Annotated in this window: 17 protein-coding genes and 1 pseudogene; 14 read left to right on the forward strand and 4 right to left on the reverse strand. The window is 71.2% G+C overall.

Translation table 11 applies throughout. The annotated features are described in order from the left end of the window. Positions 1 to 112: 112 nt before the first annotated feature. Together MYMAC_RS38650 and MYMAC_RS37850 are read left to right on the forward strand one after the other, a co-directional pair. A pseudogene (locus MYMAC_RS38650) lies at positions 113 to 310 on the forward strand (GspE/PulE/PilB domain-containing protein); the annotation flags it as partial. Between the two features lie 2,802 nt (positions 311 to 3,112). Next, on the forward strand, positions 3,113 to 7,426 hold the full coding sequence (locus tag MYMAC_RS37850) for a hypothetical protein (RefSeq protein WP_239989528.1): 4,314 nt from the start codon (positions 3,113 to 3,115) through the stop codon (positions 7,424 to 7,426). 74 nt (positions 7,427 to 7,500) lie between these two features. Here MYMAC_RS37850 and MYMAC_RS14475 read toward each other — a convergent pair whose 3' ends face one another. Then, positions 7,501 to 10,281 carry a vitamin B12-dependent ribonucleotide reductase gene (locus MYMAC_RS14475; RefSeq protein ID WP_095958524.1) on the reverse strand — a complete coding sequence of 927 codons (2,781 nt, stop codon included), beginning with the start codon at positions 10,279 to 10,281 and terminating at the stop codon, positions 7,501 to 7,503. Between the two features lie 605 nt (positions 10,282 to 10,886). On the opposite strand from MYMAC_RS14475, the gene MYMAC_RS14480 reads away from it, so the two are divergent. The 7 genes from MYMAC_RS14480 (at position 10,887) to MYMAC_RS14510 (ending at position 18,737) form a co-directional block, all read left to right on the forward strand. Then, positions 10,887 to 11,228 carry a (2Fe-2S) ferredoxin domain-containing protein gene (locus tag MYMAC_RS14480; protein WP_095958525.1) on the forward strand — a complete coding sequence of 114 codons (342 nt, stop codon included), beginning with the start codon at positions 10,887 to 10,889 and terminating at the stop codon, positions 11,226 to 11,228. 155 nt (positions 11,229 to 11,383) lie between these two features. Further along, entirely contained in the window at positions 11,384 to 13,183 is a 1,800-nt protein-coding gene (locus tag MYMAC_RS14485; RefSeq protein ID WP_095958526.1) for a glycosyl hydrolase family 18 protein, read from the forward strand. 93 nt (positions 13,184 to 13,276) lie between these two features. Next, positions 13,277 to 14,476, forward strand: coding sequence for a hypothetical protein (locus MYMAC_RS14490; protein WP_095958527.1), 1,200 nt, complete (start codon positions 13,277 to 13,279; stop codon positions 14,474 to 14,476). Positions 14,477 to 14,520: 44 nt separating this feature from the next. Continuing rightward, a complete protein-coding gene (locus MYMAC_RS14495; protein ID WP_239989624.1) occupies positions 14,521 to 15,114 on the forward strand; it encodes an RNA polymerase sigma factor in 594 nt (197 codons plus the stop codon). Further along, positions 15,111 to 16,019: a tetratricopeptide repeat protein gene (locus MYMAC_RS14500; RefSeq protein WP_095958529.1), complete on the forward strand. Its 909-nt coding sequence runs from the start codon at positions 15,111 to 15,113 to the stop codon at positions 16,017 to 16,019. Before MYMAC_RS14495 ends, MYMAC_RS14500 begins: the two co-directional genes overlap by 4 nt. Positions 16,020 to 16,554: 535 nt before the next feature. Continuing rightward, positions 16,555 to 17,247, forward strand: a complete 693-nt coding sequence (locus tag MYMAC_RS37855; RefSeq protein ID WP_239989529.1) for a DUF7305 domain-containing protein — start codon at positions 16,555 to 16,557, stop codon at positions 17,245 to 17,247. Positions 17,248 to 17,429: 182 nt separating this feature from the next. Then, positions 17,430 to 18,737, forward strand: a complete 1,308-nt coding sequence (locus MYMAC_RS14510) for a hypothetical protein (RefSeq protein WP_043713138.1) — start codon at positions 17,430 to 17,432, stop codon at positions 18,735 to 18,737. 125 nt (positions 18,738 to 18,862) lie between these two features. Here MYMAC_RS14510 and MYMAC_RS14515 read toward each other — a convergent pair whose 3' ends face one another. Genes MYMAC_RS14515 through MYMAC_RS14525 form a run of 3 tightly spaced genes read right to left on the reverse strand, consistent with a single transcriptional unit; the run spans position 18,863 to position 21,420 of the window. Continuing rightward, on the reverse strand, positions 18,863 to 19,381 hold the full coding sequence (locus tag MYMAC_RS14515) for a transposase (RefSeq protein WP_157757504.1): 519 nt from the start codon (positions 19,379 to 19,381) through the stop codon (positions 18,863 to 18,865). Further along, positions 19,297 to 19,905 carry a winged helix-turn-helix domain-containing protein gene (locus tag MYMAC_RS14520; protein ID WP_095958531.1) on the reverse strand — a complete coding sequence of 203 codons (609 nt, stop codon included), beginning with the start codon at positions 19,903 to 19,905 and terminating at the stop codon, positions 19,297 to 19,299. Before MYMAC_RS14520 ends, MYMAC_RS14515 begins: the two co-directional genes overlap by 85 nt. Before the next feature lie 42 nt (positions 19,906 to 19,947). After that, entirely contained in the window at positions 19,948 to 21,420 is a 1,473-nt protein-coding gene (locus MYMAC_RS14525) for a hypothetical protein (RefSeq protein WP_095958532.1), read from the reverse strand. Between the two features lie 338 nt (positions 21,421 to 21,758). Between MYMAC_RS14525 and MYMAC_RS14530 the strand changes: the two genes are divergently transcribed. The 5 genes from MYMAC_RS14530 (at position 21,759) to MYMAC_RS14550 (ending at position 25,792) form a co-directional block, all read left to right on the forward strand. Further along, positions 21,759 to 22,193: a hypothetical protein gene (locus tag MYMAC_RS14530; protein ID WP_095958533.1), complete on the forward strand. Its 435-nt coding sequence runs from the start codon at positions 21,759 to 21,761 to the stop codon at positions 22,191 to 22,193. A gap of 275 nt (positions 22,194 to 22,468) precedes the next feature. Further along, positions 22,469 to 22,969, forward strand: a complete 501-nt coding sequence (locus MYMAC_RS14535; protein ID WP_095958534.1) for a hypothetical protein — start codon at positions 22,469 to 22,471, stop codon at positions 22,967 to 22,969. 81 nt (positions 22,970 to 23,050) lie between these two features. Next, entirely contained in the window at positions 23,051 to 23,425 is a 375-nt protein-coding gene (locus MYMAC_RS14540) for a hypothetical protein (protein WP_013939515.1), read from the forward strand. Between the two features lie 20 nt (positions 23,426 to 23,445). Beyond that, positions 23,446 to 24,048 carry a hypothetical protein gene (locus tag MYMAC_RS14545; RefSeq protein ID WP_095958535.1) on the forward strand — a complete coding sequence of 201 codons (603 nt, stop codon included), beginning with the start codon at positions 23,446 to 23,448 and terminating at the stop codon, positions 24,046 to 24,048. Positions 24,049 to 24,058: 10 nt separating this feature from the next. Further along, positions 24,059 to 25,792: a tetratricopeptide repeat protein gene (locus tag MYMAC_RS14550; protein ID WP_095958536.1), complete on the forward strand. Its 1,734-nt coding sequence runs from the start codon at positions 24,059 to 24,061 to the stop codon at positions 25,790 to 25,792. Positions 25,793 to 25,849 lie beyond the last annotated feature (57 nt).

Genomic DNA, 25,849 nt, shown 5'->3' on the forward strand with positions numbered 1-25,849 from the left:
ACAGCTCGACGAAGCCCTCCGGGCGCAGCTCATCTACGGTGGAAGGTTGGGCTCCAACCTGGTCGAGCTGGACATCCTCGACATCGACACCCTGGCGATGGTGCTGGGGGAGATGTGCCGCTACCCGGTGGCGCAGGAGGCGGACTTCGAAGCGGCGCCGGACGCGGTGCTGCAGGTGCTTCCCGCGGCGATGGCGGAGAAGCACCAGGCCTTCCCGCTGGCGCAGGAGGGGCGGCGGCTGAAGGTGGCCATGGCCAGCCCGCTGGAAATCGAGCATGCGGATGCGCTGGGCTTCATCACCGGGCTGCGCATCGTGCCGTACGTCACGCCGGAGCTGCGGCTGTTCCACTTCCAGGAGCTCCGCTACGGCATCAAGCGCGAGACGCGGTTCATCCAGATGTCGTCGCCGAAGCGGCCGATGCGGAACGCGGCCGTGGCGCCGCTCGTCGAGGCACCGTCGAGGCCCGCCGCGCTGAGCATGGAACCCCCGCCTCCCGCCCCCGTGCGCGCGGAGCCCGAGACGGAGGGGATGTTCGGTGGGCTGGCGCCCGGTCAGTACTTGAGTGGGGATGATCCGGACGCGGAGACCGAGGACACGGGGGCCGTCCGGTGGGCGCCGCCCGTGTCCGGGAGCGCGCATCCGATGGACCATCTGCCGCCGCCCGCGCCCCCGGTGGCGATGATTGACTTCGGGGATGACGGCGGGATGCGGGTGGTGACGCCCGAGGTGCCCGCGCCTCCGACGCTGACGCCGGTGGGAACGGCGGGCGCACGGCCGGCCGCGCCGCCTCGGCTCACGCCAGCCGAAACCCCGCGGGCCGTCGCGCCGCCCGCGTTCACGATGGAGCCGGAGCCCGCCGAGGAGATTGACCTCCTCGAGGACGGGGAGGTGCTGGAGGAGGGGGAGCTCATCGAGGACGCCGCGGTCATGGCCGAGGACGACGGTGACGTTCAGGCCGAGGCGTCGCAGGCGTTGCCGCAGGGGCAGGGTGGAGGCTCGCAGCCTCCGGGGTTGATGGCGCGGCAGGGCCTGGCGGCTCGGCCTCCGGGGGCCGAGGGGCATGGGATGCCTCCTGGAATGCTCTCGCGGCCTCCCGCCCATCCGGGCGCCGTGGTGCCTCCGGGGATGATGGGGGCTCGGCCTCCCTCCGGGACGGGACTCCCCGCGGTGCCTGGGGGCCATGGCTCGATGCCGCCGGGGATGGCGGGGGCCAGGCCGTCCGCGTTGCCGGGGGCGCCGGCGATGACGGCTCCCCCGGGTGGGCCGGGCGCGGGAGCGCCGGTGCCTCCGGGGATGCTGGGGCAGCGGCCGCCTTCGGCGACAGGGATTCCCGCGGTGGCTGGGGCACAGGGTTCGGTGCCGCCGGGGATGGTGGGGCAGCGGCCGCCTTCGGCGACAGGGATTCCCGAGGTGGCTGGGGTACAGGGTTCGGTGCCGCCGGGCATGGTGAGGGCGCCGCCGCCTCCCGCGACCGCCGGAGCCGGTGGCCCGGTTCCCCCCGGGATGCTGGGGCAGCGGCCGCCTTCGGCGACAGGGATTCCCGTGGTGGGCGGGGCACACGGTTCGGTGCCGCCGGGTATGGTGGCCGGGCCGCCTCCTGCGAGCGGGTTGACCCCTGGTGCTCAGATGCCGCCGGGCATGACCGCGTGTCCGCCTCCTTCGGCGGGACTGCCAGCCGTGCCGGGCGTGCCTGCTTCGCCGGCGGCTGGTGGCGTGGCAGGGGCTTCTGCTCCCGTGCCGCCAGGAATGATGGGGCCCAGGCCTCCCTCGGCGACAGGACTCCCCGCGGTTTCCGGGACGCAGGGGCCGGTGCCGCCAGGAATGATGGGGCCCAGGCCTCCCTCGGCGACAGGACTCCCTACGGTTCCCGGGACGCAGGGGCCGGTGCCGCCAGGAATGATGGGGCCGCGCCCGCCTGCCGCACATGGAATCCCAGGCGCGTCCGGACCTCACGGCGTTGTGCCGCCAGGAATGATGGGGCCGCGCCATCCTTCGGCGACGGGGCTCCCCGCCGTTCCCGGGGCACCAGGGCAGGTGCCACCTGGGACGGTGGGCTCGCGCCCGCCTTTCGTGCAGGGCGGCCCCGCGACGTCCGGGCCTCACGGGGGTGTGCCGCCCGGGATGGTGGGCTCGCGCCCGCCTTCCGTGCAGGGCGGCCCCGCGGCGTCCGGGCCTCATGGGGGTGTGCCGCCCGGGATGGTGGGGCATCGGCCTCCGTCGGCGACCGGGCTGCCTGCCGCCTCCGGACACCATGGGCCGGTTCCATCTGGAATGCAGGGCGCGCGTCCCCCTTCGTCGACGGGCTTGCCCATTGCGCCAGGGCCTCATGGGCCCGTGCCACCTGGGATGGCGGGGAATCGGCCTCCTTTCGCCCAGGGCCCGGTTCCCCCCGGGATGCTGGGACATCGGCCACCCTCCGCGACGGGACTGCCCGCTGCGCCGGGGCCTCATGGGCCGGTGCCGCCCGGCATGCCTGGGGCTCGGCCTGGCGCCGGGCCGGGGTTGCCGCCTGGGGCCGTGCCTCGCGGGCATGTGCCTCCAGGTGCATTCCCCACGGGGGGCGTGCCTGGGGCCATTCAAGGAGCCCCGGCTCCAGGTCTGGTGCAGCGTCCACTGAGCGGGCCGCCCGCCCATGCGTTGCCGACGCCGCCTGCTGGTGTCGCCGCCGCGAATCCACCGGCTGTGCCGCCGCAACCCACGGCGCATGGAGTGGAGGCGGGTGGAATCGGTGCCTCCGCGATGCCAATGGGGCAGGGCCCTGCTTCGGCAAACGTGCCGTTGCCGCACGCGCCGGTGCAGGCGGAGCGGCTGTCGCAGACGCCCTCTGGATTGGAGCCTCCTGGCGCGGTGTCGCCACAGGTGGCAGCGCCTGCCGTCACGAGCGCGTTCATTCCTCCGCAGTCGAGCCCGGCAACTCCTGGGGAGACGTCGGGTGCGCCGCTGCCTCCGACCGATGCACGTAGCGCTCACCCCGCGGCGGCTTTCCCGGGGGGGCTTTCGGAGGCGCCGAGTTCCGGTGTTGCTTCGGTGTCGACTCACGGAGCTGGCCAGCCCGCCCATGCACCTCTGACGCAGGCCGACGCGGGGGCGCCCATGCCCGCATCGGGTGGAATGGAACGTCCGTTCCACGGCGAGCACGCCCCGAGGTCAGCGGCGCCGGGTGGCGATGTCTCCACGCAGGTGGCTACGGCTGACGAGGCAGGCACGGTTGATTCGCCGGTGCTTCTCGATGAAGGCACATCGGGGTTGGTTGTCGCCCTGGCTGATGCTGATGTCGTGGCAGGCACGAGCGTCGATGTGGCTGAAGGCAGCGCCCAGCCGGGTGAAGCCGCTGTCGGCGACGCGCCTCTCGGAACCGTGGCGGGCGGTGCTGACACCGCAGTGCCAGATGCCGCCGTCGTGGAGCGTGCAAACGCCGCGACTCAACCGGCTGATGCCGCTGCTGGTGTCCTGGACGCCACCTCGCTGACGAGCACGAGCCCTGAGGCTCCGTTGGCGAGTGCCCCTGGCTCGGTCGTGGACGCCGATGCGGTAGGTGCCAGCGTGGAGGCCCCCGCGGCCGAGCTGGCGACCCTTGCACCGGCAGCGACTGTTGATGCTCGCGCGGCTGTCGATGCCGAGGCTGTTGGCCCCGCTCCTGCCGAGCCTCGAATCGCTACTGCCGGCACGGCGGATGTTGGTGCTGAGGTCGCAGGCGCGATTTCCTCCGAATCGGCAGCAGACGTCATTGCTTCTGCGGTTGTTGATGCTGAGGCTGCAGCGGCGATTGCCTCCGGGCTGGCAGCCGCCGTTGTCCCTCATGCGGCTGTTGATGCTGCTGCGGTTGTGGATGCCGAAGCCGCGGGGACGGTGGCGTCCGAGGGGGGCGCAGTCGTTGTTGCTCCTGCGGTTGTGGATGCCGAAACCGCAGGGACGGTGGCCTCCGAGCCGGCAGGCGCCGTTGATGCTTCTGCGGTTGTGGATGCCGAAGTCGCGGGGCCGATGGACTCCGAGCCGGCAGGCGCCGTTGATGCTCCTGCGGTTGTGGATGCCGAAACCGCAGGGACGGTGGCCTCCGAGCCGGCAGGCGCCGTTGATGCTCCTGCGGTTGTGGATGCCGAAGCCGCGGGGACGCTGGCGTCCGAGGAGGCCACGGCCGTTGATGCTCCTGCGGTTGTCAACGCCGCAGTCGCAGGGGCTCCTGCATTTGAGCCAGCCGCCGCCTCTTCCCCTGTCGTCGTCGATGGCGACGTCGCGGGGGCGATGGGCTCCGAGTTGCCAGCCGCTGCTGCTGCTGCCGTTGTCGATGCTGACATCACTGGGGCGACCGCCTCTGAGTTGGCAGCAGGCGTTGTTGCTCCTGCCGTCGATGCAGACATCACTGGGGCGCTGGCCTCAGTGCCGGCTGAAGTCACCGTTGCTCCTGCGGTCGTCGCTGCTGACGTCGCTGGGGCGATGGCCTCCGAATCGGCTGAAGTCGCGGTTGCTCCTGCGGTCGTCGATGCTGCCCTCGCTGGGGCGATGGCCTCCGAGTTGGCTGAAGTCACCGTTGCTCCTGCGGTCGTCGAAGGCGAGGCTGCGGAGGCGATGGCCTCCGAGCCGGCAGCAGGCGTTGCTTCACCTGTGGTCGTCAGTGCCGAGGCCGAGGCGTCGACTTCCTCCGAATCGGGAGCAGGCGTCGTTGCTGCTGCCGTCATGGATGCCAAAGCCGCGGAAGCGATTGCTTCCGAGTCGGCAGCCGGCGTTGGTGAACGCGCCGCCGTGGAAACCTCCGGCACTGCTGCCACGGAACGGGAAGCCGACAGCGTTGGCAGTGTGAACATCGATGCCAACACCGCCGAGTCCGAGGCTCCCATTGAGGGCCGCACAGGCGGCGATTCCGCGGCACCGGGTGCAGCGGCCACCGAGCATGAAAGCGCCGTTGCACCCAGTGCGGGCGCCGAAATCGCGACAGCAAGTGCAGTGAGTGCCGAGTCGGACGGCGCCGTTGAGGTCAGTGCCAACGCGGACGTCGCGACCGCAGTCGCAACAAGCGCTGAGCCGGACGGCGCCGTGAAGGCCAGTGCAGACGACCAGCTCACCGACGGAGAGGGCATCGTCGCCAGGCCGGAAGCGCCGACGGGCACTCAAGCACCGACCGAGGAACCGGTGCCCGACGCGAACGTCGCGGTGGATGACGGGGCGAGCCTCGACGCGTCGACGGGAGGCGTTGCCGCTGACGGGCTGGATGCCGCTGTGGGAGCCAGCTCGAGCGTTGAAGCCGTTTCGCCTCAGCCGGCTGCCACCCTCGCCGAGGATGCGCACGGGGAAGCACGGGCGGCTCACTCCACTCTCGCAGCATCGGATGCCGGTGCTGGTACCGCTGTGCCGTCGTCCGTGCCTCCAGGCGCCATGGCGACGATTGAAGCGGTCATCGTCGCGGCCGAGGCCTCCGATATGTCCGGGCAGGCCGAGGCCCCGTTGGGCGCATCGGAGGGTGTTGTCTCCGACGTCATCGCTCTGGCCGGGCCGGACGCCACAGTCACCGCGGACTCGCCATCGACCGCAGTGGAGGCGGGTGCCGCCTCCACGGACGGGCGCTCCGATGCCATCGCCGCGGCGGAGGCGCCCGCCACCGGCGAGCTCACAGCGGCAGAGGCCTCGTCGCCCAGTGCAACCGAGCCACTTGGCGGCGCGGCACTCGCTCGGTCCGCCGATGCGCCGGAAGGCGTCGACCGCATCGTCGGCGATACCGAAGCGACGCAGGCGCTGGCCGCGAGCGCGTACGAGACGGCGCTTCCGTCGCCAGCATCGAGCACGGAGCCGCGGATCGAGGAGCAGGCGCAGCCCACGCCCGCGCTCGATGCGCTTCAGACGCACTCGACTGGAATCCCGCAGCCCAGCGCCGAGCACGTATCCGCCGAACCGACGCCCGCTCCGGGCGACGCGGATGCATCGCAGGTCCAGGCGAGCCCGGCCCATGGCACGTCGTCGCCCGGTACCGAGACCCCCGCCGATATGCCGCCGCGGGCCGGCAACGCCCCGGGCGAAGCGGATACGACCAGCCCCGTTGCTCAGCCCGAGCCGGACTCCGCGAGGGCAGGGGCCGCGACCGAGATTGCCGCCCAAGCGACGGCCGCTCCCAGCGACGTGGCGCAGCCGTCCGAAGCCTCGCCCGTGGACGCAGCGCCCCCGAGCGACGCCATCTCACCGTCCGACCAGGTCCCAGCCACCGTCAGCGCGTCCGCCGAGTCGCCGCCGCCCGCGGACGATGCACCTCCCGAAGCCGCGCAGGCTGCCGCCCAGGCGACGACGCCCGAAACGGCACCCCCCGTCACGCAGGGCAAGAAGGACGAGTGGGCCACGCTCACGTTCGCGGAAGTCACCACGCCCTTCGGCCTGAAGCTGGCCCCGGACGAAGCCGACCTGGCGGACGAAGAGGCCCCGTCGTCCAGCACGCATGCAGCGCCACCCGCGACGGACACACAACCGGAGGCGCCCGAGGAGCCGACCAAGGGGCGCGGCTTCGTCGTCGCCGAGCACGGGGAGCTGCTCACCACACCCGTGTCCACCACGGCCGCTCAGGACGTCGCGGCACCGGAGGCGCACGGCGACCTCCCCGCGCCTTTCGCGGAGGCCTCCGAGGTCACCTCCCCCCCCACGCCCCGCGCGCCCATCGAGCTGGATGACCTGTCCGGCACGTCCGACGAGCCGATGCAGCTCGCCTCGACGTGGGAGTTCGTGGGGTGGCAGGGCGGGAGCGACGCGGGCCCCATCGGCCATGTCCCGGAGACGACCTGGGCGGACCGCGTGGTGGACCTCGAGGGGCCGGCTCCTGCTCCCGCGAGCAGCGCGGTTCCGCTGGCCACGGCGTGGGACTTCATCCAGCAGCCGTGGCAGCCCACGGCCTCCGAGCCCTCGGAGCTCATCGCCACGCTCCTGGCCGCGGCGGCGGGTGCTTCCACGGACACGCCTGGCAGCGGCCCCTCGGTGACGGCGGAGCAGGTGCTGACGGCGCTCGACGCCGTGAGCACGCAGGGCACGCTGGGCCGGGTGGTGCTGGCGTACTGCGCGGGCCGCTTCCAGCGCGCCTTCCTCCTGGGCGAGAGCCTCGGCCTCGCGCGGGTGGGCCACGCCTGGGGCCCCGGCAGCGACACCGCCGAGGTCTCCGGCCTCAAGGTGGACCTCGAGGCGCCGTCCCTCCTGCACACCGCGATGGCGTCTCCAGGCGCCAGCGTCTTCGACGCGCCGGCGTGCCCTCAAGACGAAGCCATCTTCGCCGCGCTGGGAGGCGAGGGGACCGCTCACCTGGCCGTCATCGCCATCCGGAACCGGGGGCAGGCCGTGGCGTTCATCGTCGCGGACCACGGCGCGGAACCCGTCGGCCAGTCGGCCCTCGATGAGCTCACCCTCATCGCCGAGAAGGCCTCCGCGTCCTTCGCCCGCCTCCCCACCCGGGGTGCCTGAGCAGCACCAAAACGAAAGGGCTCCGGAGCCAGTCGCTCCGGAGCCCGCTTCACTTCAAACGCCGCGAGCCGTGCTCAGCTACAGCCGCTGGTCGCGCCGCAGTTGCTGCACTTGTAGCAGGCACCGCTGCGCACCATGATGGCGCCGCAGGTGTGGCACGGCGGCGCGTCCGCCTGGTTCAGCCAGGTGGAGCGCTTCGAGCCATTGGCCGCCGGCAACTGCGCGGACGCCGTCTGCGCGGGCAGGGCCTCCCGCTCCGGCTTCACGTCCACCCGGTCCAGCACCGCGTCCACCTCCTCGCTCGGCAGGAACTTCAGCTCCAGCCAGCGGAAGATGTAGTCGGTGATGGACTTGGCGATGGGGATGTCCGGGTTGCCGGTGAAGCCGCTGGGCTCGAAGCGGGTGTGGCTGAGCTTGTCGACCAGCACCTTCAGCGGCACGCCGTACTGGAGCGCCATGGACACGCTGGTGGCGAAGCTGTCCATCAGCCCGCTCACCACCGAGCCTTCCTTCGCCATGACGATGAACAGCTCACCCGGCAGGCCGTCCTCGTACATGCCCACCGTCAGGTAGCCCTCGTGGCCGCCGATGGAGAACTTGTGCGTGATGGAGCGGCGCTCATCCGGCAGCCGCCGGCGGACCGCGCGGGGCTCCGGCTGGACGGCGGGGGCGGGCTCGGGGGCCACCGTGGCCTTGGCCGCGCGCGTGTCCTTGGACGTGTTCAGCGGCTGCGTCCGCTTGCACCCGTCGCGGTACACGGCGATGGCCTTGAGGCCGCGCTTCCACGCCTCCATGTAGGCCTTCTCGATGTCCTCCACCGTCGCGTCCGACGGCATGTTCACCGTCTTGGAGATGGCGCCAGAGAGGAAGGGCTGGCAGGCCTCCATCATCTGGATGTGGCCCATCCAGTGGATGCTGCGCTGGCCCTGGGCCGGCTTGAAGGCGCAGTCGAACACCGGCAGGTGCTCGGGCTTGAGGAACGGCGCGCCCTCGATGGTGTCCTGCTTGTCCAGGTAGCTGATGATGTCCTGGGCCTGCGTCTGCGGGTAGCCCAGCTTCTCCAGCGCCAGCGGCACCGTCTGGTTGACGATCTTCAGCATGCCGCCGCCCACCAGCTTCTTGTACTTGATGAGCGCGATGTCCGGCTCGATGCCGGTGGTGTCGCAGTCCATCATGAAGCCAATGGTCCCCGTGGGGGCCAGCACCGTCACCTGGCTGTTGCGGAAGCCGTGCGCCTCACCCAGCGCGAGCGCGCGGTCCCACGCGTCCTTCTGCGCGGCGAACAGGCCCTGGCTCACGCCCTCCGGGGCGACGTGGTACGCCGCCTTGCGGTGCTTGCGGATGACGCCCAGCATGGGCTCCGCGTTGTTCGCGTAGCCGGCGAAGGGGCCCTGCTTCTCCGCCAGGCGGGCGCTCATCGCGTAGGCCTCGCCGCACATCAGGGACGTAATCGCCGCCGCGTAGTTGCGGCCCGCGGCCGAGTCATACGGCAGGCCGGACGCCATCAGCAGCGCGCCCAGGTTGGCGTAGCCCAGGCCCAGCGGCCGGTAGTCGTGGCTGTTCTTCTCGATGCGCTCGGTGGGGTAGCGCGAGTTGCCGACGATGATCTCCTGCGCCATCAGCAGGATGTCGACCGCGTGGCGGAACGCCGTCACGTCGAAGTCCCCGTCGATGGTGCGGAAGTGCATCAGGTTCAGGGACGCCAGGTTGCAGGCCGAGTCGTCCAGGAACATGTACTCCGAGCACGGGTTGGACGCGTTGATGCGCGCGGTGCCCGAGCACGTGTGCCAGCCATTCACCGTGGTGTCGAACTGCATGCCCGGGTCGCCGCACAGGTGCGCCGCCTCGGCGATCTCCCGGAACAGCGCGCGCGCCTGGTAGGTGTCCACCGGCTGGCCGTCACGCACCGCCCGCGTCGTCCAGGCGGCGTCGTCCACCACCGCCTTCATGAAGGCGTCGGTGACGCGCACCGAGTTGTTCGAGTTCTGGAAGAACACCGACGAGTAGGCCTCGCCGTTGAAGGACGGGTCATACCCGGCCTCGATGAGCGCCCAGGCCTTCTTCTCCTCGGCCGACTTGCAGCGGATGAACTCGAGGATGTCCGGGTGCTCGGCGTTGAGGATGACCATCTTCGCCGCACGGCGCGTCTTGCCGCCGCTCTTGATGACGCCGGCGAAGGCGTCGAAGCCGCGCATGAACGACACCGGACCGGACGCGGTGCCGCCGCCCGCCAGCAGCTCCTTGCTGCCGCGGATGCTGGACAGGTTGCTGCCCGTGCCGCTGCCGTACTTGAAGAGCATGCCCTCCGTGCGCGCCAGCGTGAGGATGGAGTCCATGCTGTCCTCCACGCTGTTGATGAAGCACGCCGAACACTGCGGCTGCGTCTCCACGCCCACGTTGAACCACACCGGCGAGTTGAAGGACGCCTTCTGGCGCAGGAGCAGGTGCGTCAGCTCCGCGTGGAAGGCCTCGCGGTCCGTGTCCCGCGTGAAGTAGCCGCCCTCCACCCCCCAGCGGGTGAGGGTGTCCACCACGCGCGCCACCAGCTTGCGGACGCTCGTCTCGCGCTCCGGCGTCCCCGGCGTGCCGCGGAAGTACTTCGACGCCACGACGTTCGTCGCCAGCATCGACCAGGACTTCGGCACCTCGATGTTCTTCTGCTCGAAGACGGCCTTGCCATCCTCGCCGGTGATGCTGGCGCTGCGGTATTCCCACGCCAGCTCATCCGCGGGGTCCACGCCCGGCGTCGTGAAGAAGCGCTCCACCGTCAAGCCCTTCGCCGCCACGCGCGCCTTCCGCCCGTTGCGCCGCTCCTTCCCGTTCGCCGTGGACTTCGAGCTCAGCTCTTTATCCATGTCGCCACCCTCCGCGAGTTCACTGTGAGTTTCGATGCAAAATTTTGCAAAACGCTAACGTCGCGAGATCCCGATGGATCCGATGGATCAGCCCGGGGCAAGCCGGGGGTGACATCGGAGCGGATTCGCGACGACGAAGCAGGGGCGCGCCCGGCCCCTCGATTGTTTTTCGGAGATGCCCGCCAGCCCGCCGGACGAGGCCATGGATAGACCCCTGTAGCAGCCCCGTCAAAGAATCTATCGGTACAACAAATGGTAGCCATCAAGTCTATGCCCACCACGGATTGTGTGTAGCCGCGAAGTGAGCCCCCGAGGCCTGCCTGCCTGCCCCGCTGCTGCGGCGTTGCGCGCGGAAGGGCGATCTAGAGGGCTCCGCCTGCCATGGCAACACATGCTTTACGGTGAATGAATCCAGATGGCGAGCCATGTATCGTCACTTCGAGGCAAGCGAGCGTGATCACTGGGAGACGTTTGCTGTGAGTCTGTGCACGACTCGTGGGGGATCAACCGGGCCGAGCCACCAGGGGTGGCGGATCAGCCCAGGCGCCGGTCGGCTGGTGAACGAGGCCGTCGATTTCGGCCCGCCCGCGCGTTAGGAGGCGGACATGGCTCCTCCCTTCCAGCGCCACGTCTTCGTCTGCACCAATCGCCGTCCGGACGGCCACCCCAAGGGGTGCTGCGCCACCAAGGGCGCGGAGGAGGTCCGCGCCGCGTTCAAGGCGGAGCTGGACAAGCGCGGCATCAAGGGGAGCATGCGCGCCAACGCGGCGGGGTGCCTGGACACGTGCAGCTTCGGCGTCGCCGTCGTCGTCTACCCGGAGGGCACCTGGTATGGCGGCGTGAAGGTGGAGGACGTGAAGGACATCGTCGAGCAGCACCTGGTGGAGGGCCGCCCCGTGGAGCGGTTGCTGATGCCCTTCTCCCGCAAGGTCCTCGCCCAGGACTGAATCGCGCTTCCCGGTATTAACCCGAAAAAATCGATGCCTGCCTCTGATGGCGTGAACCCGCAGTGGAGCTGCGCGGACGCGTCGTCGGGAAGCCTGGGGCGGCTGTGCTCCAGGGCACGGCCAGGCGTGTGTCCGACGCGGCGAGGAGCACACGCATGCGTCGCAGTTGGTGGGCCTCTGGCCTGATTGCCACCGCCTTGTCCGTGGTGGGCTGTGATTCCGAAGGGCCGTCGTTCCCCACCGGGGACCTGACGGCGTTCCAGGAGGCGGCCCTGGCCTCGGAGTGGGCCGTGGGCGTCACGTACGCCGTGGGCACGCGCGTCACCTACCAGGGGCGCCTCTATGAGTGCCGGCAGCCGCACACGTCACAGGCGGACTGGACGCCCGCGGCGGTGCCCGCGCTGTGGTTGGACCTGGGGCCCTCGAGTGGCGGCGAGCCGGACGGGGGCAGCGGCGGAACGGACGCGGGCACGGGTGGGGATGTCACGGCGCCCACCGTGGGCTTGAACGCGAGCAGCTCGCGCATCACCGCCGCGGGCTCGCTGAGCGTGATGGCCACCGCGACGGACGACGTGGGCGTGACGCGGGTGGAGCTCCTGGAGAACGGGGCCGTTGTCGCCACCGGCACCCAGTTCAGCCGGGCCTTCACGGGCTGGGAGCAGAACGGCACCTACGTCTACGGGGTGCGCGCGTACGACGCCGCGGGCAACGTGGGGACCACGACGCTCACCGTCGTCGTGGAGATTCCGGGCGGGCCGCCTCCGACGGGCAAGCGCATCGTCGGCTACTTCACCGCGTGGGGCATCTACGCGCGCAACTACCAGGTCTCCAACGTGCAGCCCGCGAAGCTCACGCACATCAACTACGCGTTCTCCAACATCTCCCCGGATGGGCGCTGCATCCTCGGTGACCCGTACGCGGACATCGACAAGGGCGGCGGCTGGCAGGGCGAGTGGGACCCTGGCGCGCTCCGCGGCAACTTCCGCGCCTTCAAGGAGCTGAAGCGGCAGCACCCGCACCTGAAGCTGCTCATCTCCGTGGGCGGCTGGTCCTGGTCCACGCACTTCTCCACCGTCGCGTCCTCGCCCGCCTCGCGCGCGGCCTTCGTGAAGTCCTGCGTGGACCTGTACATCCGTGGCCAGTACCCCGGCGTGACGCCCGCCAACGGCGAGGGCGTGTTCGACGGCATCGACATCGACTGGGAGTACCCCGTGGGCGGCGGCCTGCCGGGCAACAGCAACAGCCCCGCGGACAAGCAGAACTACACGCTGCTGATGCAGGAGTTCCGCAGCCAGCTCAACGCCGTCACCGCGCAGACGGGCAAGCCGTACCTGCTCACCATCGCCACGGGCGCCTCGCCAGACCTGCTGGAGAACAAGCAGGAGACGAAGAAGCTGTCCGACGTGCTCGATTGGATCAACGTGATGTCCTACGACTACCACGGCGCCTTCGAGCCCACGACGAACTTCCACTCGGCGCTCAACCGCGTCACGGGCGACCCGGGCGCCTCCGCGGGCTTCTACACGGAGGGCTCCGTGTCGAAGATGCTCCAGCTCGGCGTGCCGCCCGCGAAGATTGTCGTCGGCGTGCCCTTCTACGGCCGAGGCTGGGGCCAGGTGCCGAACGTGAACAACGGCCTGTTCCAGCCCGGCATCCCCATCATGGGCACCTGGGATGACGGCACCTCCGGGCCGACGGGCGTGTTCGACTTCAAGGACATCAAGAACCGCTTCGAGCGCGCCGGTTCCGGTTACACGAAGTTCTTCCACCCGGAGGCGAAGCAGGCCTACGTCTTCAACCCGTCCACCGGCGTCTGGATTGGTTACGACGACGTGCAGAGCATCACCGCCAAGTCGGACTACATCCTGAACAACAACCTGGGCGGAGCGATGTTCTGGGAGTTGAGCGGTGATGATGGCTCGCTGCTCGATGAGCTGGCACGGAAGCTGCGCTGAACGCCCGGACGTTGACTGAGATTGTGAGCGGGCCGTGAAGCCATACGCCGGGGGACTTCTGTTCCCCGGCGTCATGGCGTTAGGGTTTGCCGCATGTCCTTCGCGGCCGCTGTCCTGCTGGTGGCGCTCTCCAGCTCTTCCGTGGCCGCCGAGCCGTGGACCGCCGTCGTCCGCGTGGCGTCCGACGAGGACCGCGCCTTGCTCGTGCGGTTGCGAGGGCAGAGCAGCGACCTGGCCGTGCGGCTCAACGTCTCTCCGGGCGCGCCCTTCGACGGGCACCCGGGGGGCGCGTGGCTCGCGGCGGAGCGGCTGGCGGAGCGGCACCAGGCCCGGGCCGTCCTCTGGTTCGCGCGCGAGGGCGGCGACGTCCGCGTGCAGGTGGCCGAGTTCGACAGCCGGCGCCTGTTCACCCGGGCCGCGCGGTTGGGACAGTCCGTGGGCTCGCTGGAGTGGTCCACGGGGGCGGAGGCCCTGGCGCTCGCGGCGCGCTCCGCGTTGCGCGCCGTGGAGGTGGGTGCGCCGCTGGGGGACGTGGTGGCGGTCGCGCCGCCGCGTCCTCCGTCCGCCGATGCGAGGTTGAAGCCCGGCGGTGTCATGGGCGCGAGCCATCCTCTCGACGATGTGGCGTCTGGCGATGGGGGCGCGACGACGCGGTCCGCGCACGCTGGAGGCGCCGCCCCCGTGGCGGAGGTTGTCATGGCTCCCGTGCGGGAAGGCATGGCCGCGGCTCGCGAGGGTTCGGGGGCACCTGATGGCTTGGAGCACCCTGGGCGCGGCGTGTGGCTCTCGGTGGGCGGGCATGCCGCGCTGGATGGCTACACGCGCACGGGCCATCAAGGGGTGGCGGTCGGCGTGGGATTCCAGCCGGGCCGGCTGCGGCTGCGCGCGCAAGTGCTGGCCAGCGTGCCAAGGCGGCTTCGCGATGCCCGGACGGAGCTGACGCTGGGGCAACACGCGGCGTCGGTGTGGGCGGGGCGTCCCTGGGCGGTGACCGAGCGCTGGGACGTGGAGGCCGGGCTGGGCGCGGGCGCGGTGCTCTTCACCCGACGGACGCAGGCCCTGGCGGCGGAGGTGGAGGCGGCGCCGCCGGGCTCCATGCTGGCCCTGCTCGTGGGGCCCGAACTGCGCGCCCGGTGGATGGGGGCGCGTGTCGGCCTGGAGGCGAGCCTCGCCGGTGAGGTCCTCCTGGGCCGCCCCGAGCTCCACTACGCCATTGACGGAAACTTCGTGTCACGCGGTGCGGGTTGGGCCGTTCGTCCACGGCTGGGGTTGGCGATGGTGGTTTTTCTGTGAGCGCGGATGACCCGATTGGTCCGGCGCCTCCCTCCATGGCGGCAATGAGGAGCTCGGGCTCACACGCAGCGGACCCACGTCGTGCGGCGGAGGACCCTCGCATCCAGGCGGCCATCCAGGGCGAGCGTGAGGCGACAGGGGCTTTGTTGATGGAACTGCTCCCCCGGGTTCGCAACCTCGTGCGCTACCTGGTGCGCGGGGATGGGGACGTGGAGGACATCGCGCAGGAGGCGCTCATCGCCCTGGTGCGGGGGTTGCCGTCATACCGCGCGGAAGGCCGCTTCCAGTCCTGGGCGGACCGGGTGGTGGCGCGGACCACGTTCGCGTGGCTGAAGCGCTCCCGGGGCAGGGACGCGCGGCACGCGGATGCGCCCGTGGAGCTCGTCGCGGTTCCCTCCGAGGACGCGCTCCCGGACGAGTATGTTCATCGCCGGCACATGGTGACCCTCCTGGACCGGCTTTCGAACGAGCAGCGGCATGCACTGGTGTTGCATCACGTGCTGGAGTTGAGCGTGCCGGAGATTTCGACGGAGCTGGGCATTCCCTTCGAGACGGTGCGCAGTCGGCTCCGCTTGGGTCGGACGGCGCTGCGCGCGCTGGCGACCGTGGAGGACGACGGAGGGGAGGGGCTGGGATGAGTGACTTCAGGGAAGAGGGGGATGGGGCCCTGAACGCGCTGGTCCTGCCGCTCGATGAGGCCGCGGGGCCGGCCCGGCGCATCTCCCGGGAGCGGTCCGCGCAGATGGTGCTGGCCGCGCTGGAGGCAGGCGCGCTGGTGGCGCAGCCCGCGCCCAGGCCGCGGGCGAAGCGGCCTCCCGTGTGGTTGATGACGGGCGCGCTCCTCGTCGCGGGGGCCGCCGCCGCGGCGGTGTGGAGCTTCACGCGTCCGGGGGCGGTACCGACGCCGCAGGTCGAGGACGCGTCGCTCACGGCGGCTCCGCGGCCGCGACCGGGCGACCCTGGAGCCAGGGGCTCCGAACCGTCGCCGAGGGGCGCGTTGTCCGCGCGCGACGCGGAGGGGGACTCAGGCGCGCACGGGGCCAGCGCAGCGGCTCGGGTGACAGAGGGTCCGCCGGGAGCGGAGGCGCTGCCTGCCGCGTCCAGCGCGGGAGCACCCGGTCCAGCACGCTCACTCGCGCCAGCGGCCTCCGCGAAGCCGGGGGCTCAGGAGGACCTCCTGCTCAAGGCCAACGGGCTCCGCTCGGAAGGCCGGTGGAAGGAGGCCGAATCGCTCTACCTGCGCGTCATCCGCGCCGAGCCGTCATCGCTGGCGTCCTATGTCGCGCGTGTCGCCTCGGGCTCGCTGCGGCTGGAGCACCTGGGGGACGCGCCTGGGGCCCTGCGGCAGTTCAAGGCCGCCCTTCGCCTCCAGCCGCGCGGAGTGCTCGACCAGGAAGCGCAGCACGGTATCGCCGAAGCGCACCGTGTCCTCGGCGACCGGGACGCGGAGCGCGGCGCGCTGGAGGCCTTTCTCGCGGCACACCCGGATTCACCGCTCGTGCCGTCTGCTCGCGCGCGCGTTCGGGAGCTCACCGCGCCATGAACAGGCGATGGGCGTTGGCGGCGATGGTCGCGGCCTTGGCGGCAGGCTGTACCCGAGGCGACCTGGTCGCCATCGTCCAGTCGCCTGACGCGGGCAGCGTTGGCTCCTCGGTGGATGCCGGTGCCCCCGACGCTGGTGGCCCGCCCGATGACTGGGTGGCGTACTGCGCGGGGCGCGGGCCTCCCATCCTCGTGGGAGCTGCCGACACCGATTCGCAGGTGTGCAGCGGGCGCCTGGCGGAACGCACCTTCCGTCAGGCGCTGTGTACCTGCGAGGGGCTCGCCCTGGGCGCGTCCTTTGAGACGGACGCCTTTCACGGCACCACGGGGACGTACCCGCCCGGAGGCGTGGGGGGCGACGTCGGAGTGAATGGCGCGCTGTCGGCGAATGACGCGGTGTCGGTGGGGGCTCGCTGTGGGTTGGCGGCGCGGGGGGCGCACAGCTTGGACAGACGTTCCGCGTGGGCGAGGCGTTGCACTGTGGGGGGCCGCTCACTGGCGACCCTGTCACCGCCACGGTGGTGGGAGATGCCCGCGTGCGAGGTGACGTGTCGTTGCCCGCCTTCAGCGTTGGCGGCGTGCTCACCGTTCCAGAAGGCCATGCGCTGGGGCCGGTACAGGCCGCGGAAGTCCGTCGCGAGCCCGTGGAGCCGCTCACTCCGTGCGCGTGTGACGCGGCGTCACAGGTGGACGTCTCAGGCCTCATCGCCCGGCATGTGCTCGACAATGACAACGCGGCCATCGGCCTGGCCGCGACGGCGCTGGAGGACATCGAAGGCGAACGCGCGCTGGAGCTGCCCTGTGGCCGTTTCCACCTGACGCGCATCACCGGGACGGGCCACGCCACGATCTCGATCCGCGCGCGCACGGCGCTCTTCGTGGAGGACATGGTCGACCTGGGCGATGGACTGACGGTGGAGGTCCAGGCGCCTGGCGAACTGGACCTGTTCCTGGGGGGCTCCGTCGCCGTGGCGGGACCGCTCAGGCTGGGCTCCACCGCCGCGCCTTCGCGCGTGCGCGTATACGTCGCGGGGACGAACGTGCTGGCCCTGTCCGCGGGCAGCACGCTCGCGGGCAATCTCTATGCGCCCCGTGCCGCCCTCAGCTTGAGCGGTGGCGCGGAGGTCTTCGGCTCCGTGTTCGTCCGTCACGTCGAGGCGTCCGGGCCGCTCCGCCTGCACTACGACGCGGACATCCGCGACGCGGGTGCGGAGTGTACGGATGGCTGAGGCGCGCGGCATCCGGCTGCGTCGCCGCGCCATGCCGCCGTCGTTTGTTTGATGGCCCTGCGCCCCGGAATCCGGCGTCGTGCGCGCAGGGGCGGAGGCTCGATGCTCCTGTCCACCGCATTATCCGACCTGCGCCCCACGGGTGGCTGGTGATGGGCGTGCAGGTCCCCAGCTTTCCGCCGTTGTTCGCGAAGGGGAGGCTGCACATGAAGCGGGAAGTGAAGGCCGGCATCACCGGGCTGGTGTTCGGGTCCATGCTGGTCGGCTGCGGGGTGGCGCCGGAGCAGGACGGGCAGGGCGGAGTGGAGGACGCGACGACGGAGGCACAGGCACAGGCGAGCACCGAGCGCGTGCTCGAGGAAAGCGGCGGCTACGTCGAGCCCGACCCGCTGGCGCGCTACTGGCCAGCGGTTGCGTACGGCGGGGGCAAGTTCCTCGCGGTCTGGACCGACGTGCGGACCGGTGGCATCTACGGCACGCGGGTGAAGCCGGACGGCACGGTGCTCGATGGGGAGGGCATCCGCGTCAACATCGGGGACGAGGAGGGCGTCCGGCCCGGCATCGGTTTCAACGGGAAGTACTTCTTTGTCGTCTGGGAGAGTCGGGATGGTGTTGACGGCGTGCGCGTGAAGCCGGACGGCACCGTCGTGGGCCCGGTGTTCCGCGCCATCCAGACGGGGGAGTCGTTCGGTCCCGTGCGCGTCGCCTGCTCCCCGAAAATCTGCCTGGTGACGTACACCATCTCCGGTGACTTCTCGACCATCTACTTCACACGGGTGACGAAGGACGGCGTCGTCCTCAGGACGGCCGACCGGACGCTCAGCGCCTCCAACACCTTCGCGTATGACGCGTCGCCGACCTGGAACAACAAGACGAAGGAGTTCCTGGTCGTCTGGTCCGACGAGCACGGCGAGGGCCCGGAGAACGCGGACATCTACGGCAACAGGGTGAAGGAGGACGGCACCATCCTCGATGGCAACGGCTTTCCCATCTCGGACGCGGAAGGCACCCAGTCGACGCCGGACGTGGAGTGGACGGGCAAGAGCTACCAGGTCGTCTGGACCGATGACCGGAACGGGAACCCGGACATCTACGGCGCGCGCGTGAGCAAGACGGGCACGGTGAAGGACCCCGAAGGCATCCCCATCTCCACCGCCGCGGGCGCGCAGGCCGATCCGCGCATCGCGCACCACAACGACAAGTCCCTGGTCGTCTGGGACGACCAGCGCGACGGCCCGCACAGCATCTGGGGCGCGCGGTGGGGCGAGGACGGGGACGTATGGGACCCCGCCGGCTTCCCCATCTCCACCGGGGACCAGCCACAGGAGTACGTGCCGGATGTCGCCTATGGGTCCAACAAGTTCTTCACCGTCTATGCGGGCCAGGAGACGTTCGAGCCCTTCGAACCGCACTTCATCCTGGGCACGCGGGTGACGCACCAGGCGGAGCTGAAGGACGTGCCCGCCATCCCGCTCACGCGCGAGCCCTGAGGCGTTGAGGGCGCGCGCCTCGCCGCGGTGCGCGCCTCGGGGGCATGCGCCGGCGCATCCACGCCGGCCCTGCCCGTCACGCGGGTCCTGGCTGTTCAGCGGACTAAACCGCCTCGACGAGTCCGCTAAACATCCAGCCCAGCGTGCTCGAAGAAGGAGCGAAGGACGTCGGGACGATGCTGTAGGGCCCGAAATTCCCTTCGCGCCAGGCGCATGAGGTCCGAAATGGCAGGGGGCGTTGCGTTGAGCAATGCCTCCTTCACCACGCCATTGCAGCCCTCCTCTGGGTTGAGGTCAGGAGCGTACGGGGGCAGCCACTCGACGAGGACGTCCTTCGAGTGGCGTTGCAGCCAGGCCCTGACCGCCTTGGAACGGTGCGCCTGAAGGCGGTCCCAGATGATGACGAGCGGACGTCCGAGGCGCCGATGGAAGTACCTCAATGCGGCGATGACTTCCTTGTCGTGGACAGCGCCGACGAAGTGGCGGGCGAACACCTTGGGGCGTTCACGCCCCCGCGGCGCCGTCAGGAGCACGACGCTGGAAATCTCTCGGCGCCTGCTCAGACGCTTGAGGACTCGGACTTGTCCCACCGGCGCCCAGGTGGTGCCCAGGCGGGCCCGAAACGTGTGACCCGTCTCATCCAAGAAGGCAATTGTCCTCCCGCTTCTTCGAGCCCCCTTTTTATTCGAGGCCAATCTCTTCGCACCCAAGCTTCGATGAGCGCATCATCCCGCTCGCTGGCCTGGGAACGAGGGCGGTGCGCGGAGAACCCGAGCCGATGCAGCGGCCTCGTCAGGGAGCGTGGGTGGTACCGCACGCCCCAGCGGTGCTCGATGAGATGTGCGATGCGTGGAAGGGTCCACCGCTCCGTGGGAAAGCCGGCCCTGACAGCGCCGGCATTGAGCGCTCGGGCCACTTGCTTCCACTGCGAGGGGCTCAGCTGCGAGGGACGCCCCTGATGCGGCTTGCGCCGCAGCTTCCTGACACCGCCCTGTGCGAGGGCTTTGCACCATTGAGACACCGCCCCCCGGGTGACACCGCACTCGTCCGCTACGTCGACTGGGCGCCAGCCCGATTTCAGCAGTGAAGCGGCGAACAATCGCCGCTCCTCCATCTGCTCGGGCGTCAGCCTGAATGGCTGCTGCCCCATCACCACCACCCCCTTCATTGGAACAACCGTTCCGGGGTTTAGGGGATTCGTCGAGGCGGTTTAGAAGGCCTTCCACGCCATCAGCAGCTTGGAGGCGACCTCCGTGGTGATGAGCGGCAGCACGCCACCGCCCCCCACGATGTTGACGATTTCGGACAGGGAGCCGCGGCACACGCCGCCCCACGCGGGCTGCCGCGCCAGCCCCACGGAGGCATAGGCGGAGTAGTCCACGAAGAAGGAGGCCGGCAGCACCGTGCCGTTGGGCTCGCAGAGCAGGTGGTCCTCGGGCGGTGAGTCCACCACCTCCTGCACCACGAAGCCGCCGCCGGCCCTGTCCGCCGCCGTCCGCGCGCACAGCTCCGCCCACGTCATGGGGGCGCCGTAGGCGGCCTGCACCCGCTCCGTGTACGGGACGGTGCCCGCCGAACGGCCCAGGAAGACGGCGCGGCCGCCATAGTCCCAGGACCGCTTGAGCACGAAGCGCGCGGGCGTCGCGGCCACCAGGGCCACCATGTCCTCCACCTGCTCGCCGTCGGGGCCCCGCGTCGGGCCGGGCTGGAACACCCGCGTCCACGGCACGGAGGCGCGCACCGCCTCCAGCTCCTCGCCGGTGAGCTGCGCCGCTTCGGCCAGGGCGGGCTCGGCCAGCGCCTGTGACAGGCGCGCGAAGGTCAGCTTCACCTCCACCTGCGAGGCGGGCGGGTTGAGGAACACCGCCTTCTTACCGGGCACCGTGCCCAGGAAGTCCTCGACCCAGAGAGAGGGGGACTCCTCCAGCCGCCGGACGAAGAGGTGCCGATACACCAGGTCGTATTTCTTGCCGTGGGCCACGAAGGCGTCGTCGCCGGAGACCTCGTCCGGGTGGACCAGGTCCGCGTCGGCGCCGAACTCGCGGAAGCGCTCGCACAGCCAGCGCAGCTCCGTGATCTGCGCGTCATTGCGGCGGCACAGCAGGGCCACCGTGTCGGGCATCCGGCCGTTTCGTTCGGCCGCGTAGCCGTCCAGCAGCGAACGGTACAGCGCCAGGGCGTTGCTTCCGTTCAGCGACAGCAGCGCGTGCAGCGCCTTCTCCGGGTAGCGGAAGTAGCGGCCCACCACCTCGATGAAGGTCCGGGCCGCGATGTCGGAGTACCCCTGCATGGCGGGGATGGTGGCGTTCACCTCCAGCGCCCAGGGCGTGCCTCCGGCGACGAAGTAGTCCACGCGGGTGGTGGCCAGCCGGGTGGACTGGCGCCAGGTGCGCTCGGCGAGCACGCGCTCGAGCGGGGAGAGGGCGCCCAGCAGCGCCTCGGCGTCCGGGCCCTGGAGCTGCGCCTGCGCCATCTTCACCGTGGCGGAGGACAGGCGGGCGGACAGCTCCGCCCGGCGGCGAATCTCCGCGGCGTCCAGCACCACGGGGGTGGCGGTGATGGGGATGGGACGGGTGGTGCCGTCCGGCCGCGTGACGGCCAGGCCTCGCTGGTAGGCGAGCCGCGCCAGGTCGGGGGCGATGTGCCGCGCCTGGCTCCGGAGCACGTCGATGAACTCTTGCACGAAGTCGTGTCCTCGGTGGTGCGCCCGGGCGTCTTCCGGGCGGCGCGCACCCTACGCCCGGACGGGTTCGCCGGTCCATGGGCCCGGCGCCCCCCAACGTGCCAGGCTCAGCCGATTCTTCCACCGGACGCCCTCCGGGAGGCCGGCCAGCCGCCCCCCCAGGCGGACCTGGAAGCTGGCGCCAGCAATGGGCTTTCTGGTTGCTTTTGTCTCTGTGTTGCTGTTGTTTCGGTGCCAGGGGATGTTCCCTGGTGGATGTCGCGTGAGACAGTCTGACTTGCGCGAACGTCCTGTCTGGCTTACAAGCGTGGACGCTGTTCAACCGGGAATGTCCTGACGTGAGCCGCTCTACCTATCGCCAGCCCGTGAGTTCCGTCCGGTCGCGCCGTCTGGCGCTGCCGTTCGCGCTCGTGTGCGTGCTGGCGTACCTGGGGAGCGTCATGCACTTCGCCCTGGTCCAGCACGCCACGTGCCTGGAGCATGGCGAGGTGATGCACGTGGAGGCCGGAGACGCCCACGGCGCCGGGCACGTCGAGGACTCCTTCGATGACGTGCGGCTCGCCTCCAAGCGCACGGAGGCGGACTCCCACGGGGCGGACGCCCACTGCGTCCACGCCTTCTTCCGGCGGGAGGCACCCCCTCCCCAGCAGGCCACGGCCTCCCTCCTGGTGGCGCCCGCTCGCTCCGAGCCCGCGCTGGCGGTGTTCCGCTTCCACGCGGAGCCCGTCGCCCGGCTGCACCTGGCTCCCAAGGCGTCTCCGCCCCGCGCGTGAGGCCCGGGAGTCTGCTCGCTCACCCGGCCTGTCCGCGCCGTGTGAGGCCCTCCGTCCGCTAAAGCCAGACACGGCTCCGTCCGCCGCGCGCGGTCCGTGAGTCATTGCGGCTTCGCGTCCACGACGGCTGAGCTGTCTCACCGCGTCTGTGTTTCGTGCTCCGTGCACGCCCCTTCCATTCCCACGCACCCGTGGCGGCCCCTCCATGTCCTGGCGGCGTCCGTTGCTGGCGCGCGGGCGTGGCACACCCGCAGTCCATTCCGTGGAGTAGCACCATGAAGAAGAAGCTCCTGGCCGCGTTCCTGCTGTCCACCGCGCTCGTCTCCGCCGGCTGCGGCGACGACCACCCCGAGGAAGAGGGCGTCGACGCCGAGGCGTGCGAGCACCTGCAGGAAGGTCCCGCCTCCGCCGTCACCGCCACGCTCGGCACCGATGCGGCCCCCGCGATTCGCGCGGACCACCGCCGCTACGACGTCACCCTGGCGGACGGCCCGGACGGGAAGCAGGGCGCCGTGTCCTTCGCCGCGGACGAGGCCGCCGACTACGTCATCTACACCAACGCGGACGTGGACCTCTCCATCACCACGGCCAGCGGTGTGGCGGTGGAAATCGAGGAGAGCGCCAGCAGCTCCGAGGGCTGCGCCGACATCAAGGGCCGCCACGTCGTGCCCCTCACGGTGGGCACGCACTACCTGACCTTCGGCCCCACCTCCGCGGCCACTGTCGGCGTCCTCATCGAGGAGTCGCACGACGAGCACCACGGCCACGAGCACTGACGCCGTTCCCGGGCCCCTGGCCCGTTCACCCGGGGGCCGGTGCCGAGGCGCCGGCCCCTCGTTCCCCGAAGAGAGAAGACCATGGGTTCCTTCCAGCAGTTCCTCACGGACAAGAACATCCCCTCCGAGAAGCTCCTCCGCCTGTCGCGCCAGCTCGAGTCCAACGGCTCCGAGGGCCGCACCCTGCGGACGAAGCGCGTCGCCAGCCGCCGGGGCAAGGACACGCAGGGCAAGAGCTACGAGTCGCTGTCCATCGCCAAGCCGAAGAGCGGCCGGGGCATCAGCACCCAGCAGCTCCAGGCCGCGCTGGGTGACCGGCCGCTGCCGGCCCGCGTGCGCGGAAAGCTGGTGCGCGCGGTGAACGCGGTGCTGGGCAAGCAGGGCGGGAGCCCGGTGGACGCGCCCACGCTCTTTGGTGCCAGCCCCGTGCGCCGCGGCGCCGCGAAGAAGTCCTGAGCTGAGAGGAGCCAGCGCCCATGTCCGGCCATGCCATGTCCACCGTGATTCCCTGTGAGCTGCGACGCGATGGAGACCGGCTGTTCGACGTCTCCATGTGGTGCCTCGGGCGGGATGTCCTCTGCCCGGAGGGGAACCTCCTCGTTCGCCGGGGGCTCGTGCGTCACGCGCGTCCCGAGGGCGCGGAGGGGCAGAGTCCGTACACGGTGGACCTGCCGGACGGTGGGCGACTGACGCTGTGGGGCTTCGGCGCGCTGTGCGAGTGCGGCGAAGCCATCTTCGTCCCGCGGGCGGGCTTCTCGCCCGTCCTGCTGGACGGCGTGCCGGGCCGCTTGCCGTTCCGCGCGGAGGCGCTGGGCCCTTTGCGCCCGCCGACGACGGGCCACGAGCGGCGAGCCCTGCGCGCGGGACTGGCCTCGTTGGCGGGGTGGCTGGCCGAGCACGAGGACTGGGTGGCCGCAGAGGTGGGCCCGGCCTGGCGGCGTGAGTGCTTCGAGGCGCGTCGCAAGGCGCCTCCGGTCGCCGCCGACGGCCTGGCCTCGGCGTGGCGGCGCTTCGCCTCCCGCCTTCGTTCCCTGGATTCTGGATTCAACGTCTGCACCGCCCCGGTCGCCGGGGCCTGAGGAGGACCTCATGTTGGCGCGACTGCTCCGAGCCGATGAACCTTCCGTCCATGCCCGCGCGCCGTGGGAGGACGTCGCCGATGACGCGCTCCCCGCGCCGCTGCTTCGCACGGGCCTGGGTGATGCACACCTGGCCGTCACCACCGCGAATCCTCGGGCCCAGGCCTGGTTCGACCAGGGGCTGCGGCTGATGCACCTGGGCTGGGGTGGTGAGGCCCGCCGCGCCTTCGCGCAGGCCACGCGGGAGGATGCCGCGCTGGCCATGGCCTGGTGGGGGCTCGCGCTCACGCGAGGCCCGGGCGCCCGCTTCGCCTCGGCCCGCGCGGAGGCCATGGGTCGCGCGCTGGCGCTGAGCGAGGGCCTCTCGGACCGCGAGCAGCGCTACATCGTCGCGGCCAGCCTGCTGGCGGAGAAGGGCCCGGCCAATGGCCGTCACGCCTTCGTGCGCGACATGGAGTGCCTCATCGACCGCTATCCCGAGGACGGCGACGCGCGGCTGCTGCTCGCGGGCTTCCTCCTGGACGGCTACGAGCCGGATGGCCGGCCGGGGCAGGGGCAGCCGTATGCGCAGGCCCTGCTGCGCGAGCTGCTGCGCTCGCACCCGGACCATGCGGGCGTCCACCATGCGTGGGTGCAGGCCATGCTGAACAGCGGCCGGCCTGACGCCGCTCGTGACAGCGCGCGCCGGTTGGTGACGCTGGCGCCGCGTGCCAGCCCCGCGCTGCTCTCCGCGGGGCGCCTGCTTCAGCGCGTGGGATTGATGGCGGAGGCCCAGCGCGTGCTGGAGACGGCGGTGGCCGCGGACGACGCGTACCTGGCCGAGGAAGGACTGCTCCCTGCCGCCGCGCCGAGCGCGGAGGCCGCCATGCGCCTGCTGAGCCAGGGGTGCGCCGAGGCGGGCCAGTACGGCGAGGCCCAGGCGTGGGCGCGTCGGCTGCGGCAGCGCGTGGAGGGCGCGGGGGGGGACGACCAGGCGATGTTGTTCGCCGCGGCCACGATGGTCTCCGCGCACCTGCGCTTCGGCTTCTGGCGCGCGGCGGCGGACGTGCCCATGGAGCTGTCCGATACGGCCAGCCCGGCGGAGCGGGCGCTGCGGGACGGGATGCGCCAGTACACGCGGGGCCTCAGTCTGTTGGAGGCCTCGCGGTTGGGCGAGGTGGAGCGCGTGTGCAGCGCGCTGGACGCGCAGCATGCGCTGCTGGCGGAGGCGCGCCGCTCGGAGGACCTGTCCTTGTGCCCGAGGGATGTGGCGCGCGTGGTGGAGGTGGCCGCGCAGGAGCTGCGGGGCGCGCTGGAGGCTCGCAAGGGCGAGGTGGGCCGCGCAGAGGCCACGCTGACGCGCGCGTGGCGGCTGGAGCGGCGGTTCCGGGCCGCGGGGCCAGCGGCCTTCTCCCGGCCCGCGCGTGAGGCCCTGGTCCGGCTGCGGCTGCGCACCGACCGCGAGGGAAAGGCGGTGGAGCTGGCGAAGGCGCTGGTGTCGGAGCGGCCCGGCTGCGGGCACCTGCGGCTGCTCGCCGCGGAGTCCCAGGTGGCGCTCGGCGCGTGGAGTGACGCGGTGGAGGACTTCACGGCGTTCCTCGACTGCTGGCGGGACGCGGACCCGCACCTGCCGGAGCTTCGTCGCGCCCGGGCCTTCATCGCCGGGCGGGGCCGGTTGCTGCGGCTCGTGCGCCCGCCGGAGATTCTGGCCCTGCGGGAGACGGGCACGCCGAGTCTGGCCGCGCACGGGACGGCGTCCTGCTGAGGTGAATGCGAGGCAAGCGGGGCTCCGGCGCGGGCATCTCGCGGGACACGGGTGGAC

Source organism: Corallococcus macrosporus DSM 14697, from assembly GCF_002305895.1.
GTDB classification, from domain to species: Bacteria; Myxococcota; Myxococcia; order Myxococcales; family Myxococcaceae; genus Myxococcus; species Myxococcus macrosporus.

Excerpts from the sequence above, each read along its gene's own strand:
- MYMAC_RS37850 (WP_239989528.1), top strand. The coding sequence starts at position 3,113 with ATGGAACGTCCGTTCCACGGCGAGCACGCCCCGAGGTCAGCGGCGCCG.
- MYMAC_RS14475 (WP_095958524.1), bottom strand. The coding sequence starts at position 10,281 with ATGGATAAAGAGCTGAGCTCGAAGTCCACGGCGAACGGGAAGGAGCGG.
- MYMAC_RS14480 (WP_095958525.1), top strand. The coding sequence starts at position 10,887 with ATGGCTCCTCCCTTCCAGCGCCACGTCTTCGTCTGCACCAATCGCCGT.
- MYMAC_RS14485 (WP_095958526.1), top strand. The coding sequence starts at position 11,384 with ATGCGTCGCAGTTGGTGGGCCTCTGGCCTGATTGCCACCGCCTTGTCC.
- MYMAC_RS14490 (WP_095958527.1), top strand. The coding sequence starts at position 13,277 with ATGTCCTTCGCGGCCGCTGTCCTGCTGGTGGCGCTCTCCAGCTCTTCC.
- MYMAC_RS14495 (WP_239989624.1), top strand. The coding sequence starts at position 14,521 with ATGAGGAGCTCGGGCTCACACGCAGCGGACCCACGTCGTGCGGCGGAG.
- MYMAC_RS14500 (WP_095958529.1), top strand. The coding sequence starts at position 15,111 with ATGAGTGACTTCAGGGAAGAGGGGGATGGGGCCCTGAACGCGCTGGTC.
- MYMAC_RS14520 (WP_095958531.1), bottom strand. The coding sequence starts at position 19,905 with ATGAAGGGGGTGGTGGTGATGGGGCAGCAGCCATTCAGGCTGACGCCC.
- MYMAC_RS14535 (WP_095958534.1), top strand. The coding sequence starts at position 22,469 with ATGAAGAAGAAGCTCCTGGCCGCGTTCCTGCTGTCCACCGCGCTCGTC.
- MYMAC_RS14540 (WP_013939515.1), top strand. The coding sequence starts at position 23,051 with ATGGGTTCCTTCCAGCAGTTCCTCACGGACAAGAACATCCCCTCCGAG.
- MYMAC_RS14545 (WP_095958535.1), top strand. The coding sequence starts at position 23,446 with ATGTCCGGCCATGCCATGTCCACCGTGATTCCCTGTGAGCTGCGACGC.
- MYMAC_RS14550 (WP_095958536.1), top strand. The coding sequence starts at position 24,059 with ATGTTGGCGCGACTGCTCCGAGCCGATGAACCTTCCGTCCATGCCCGC.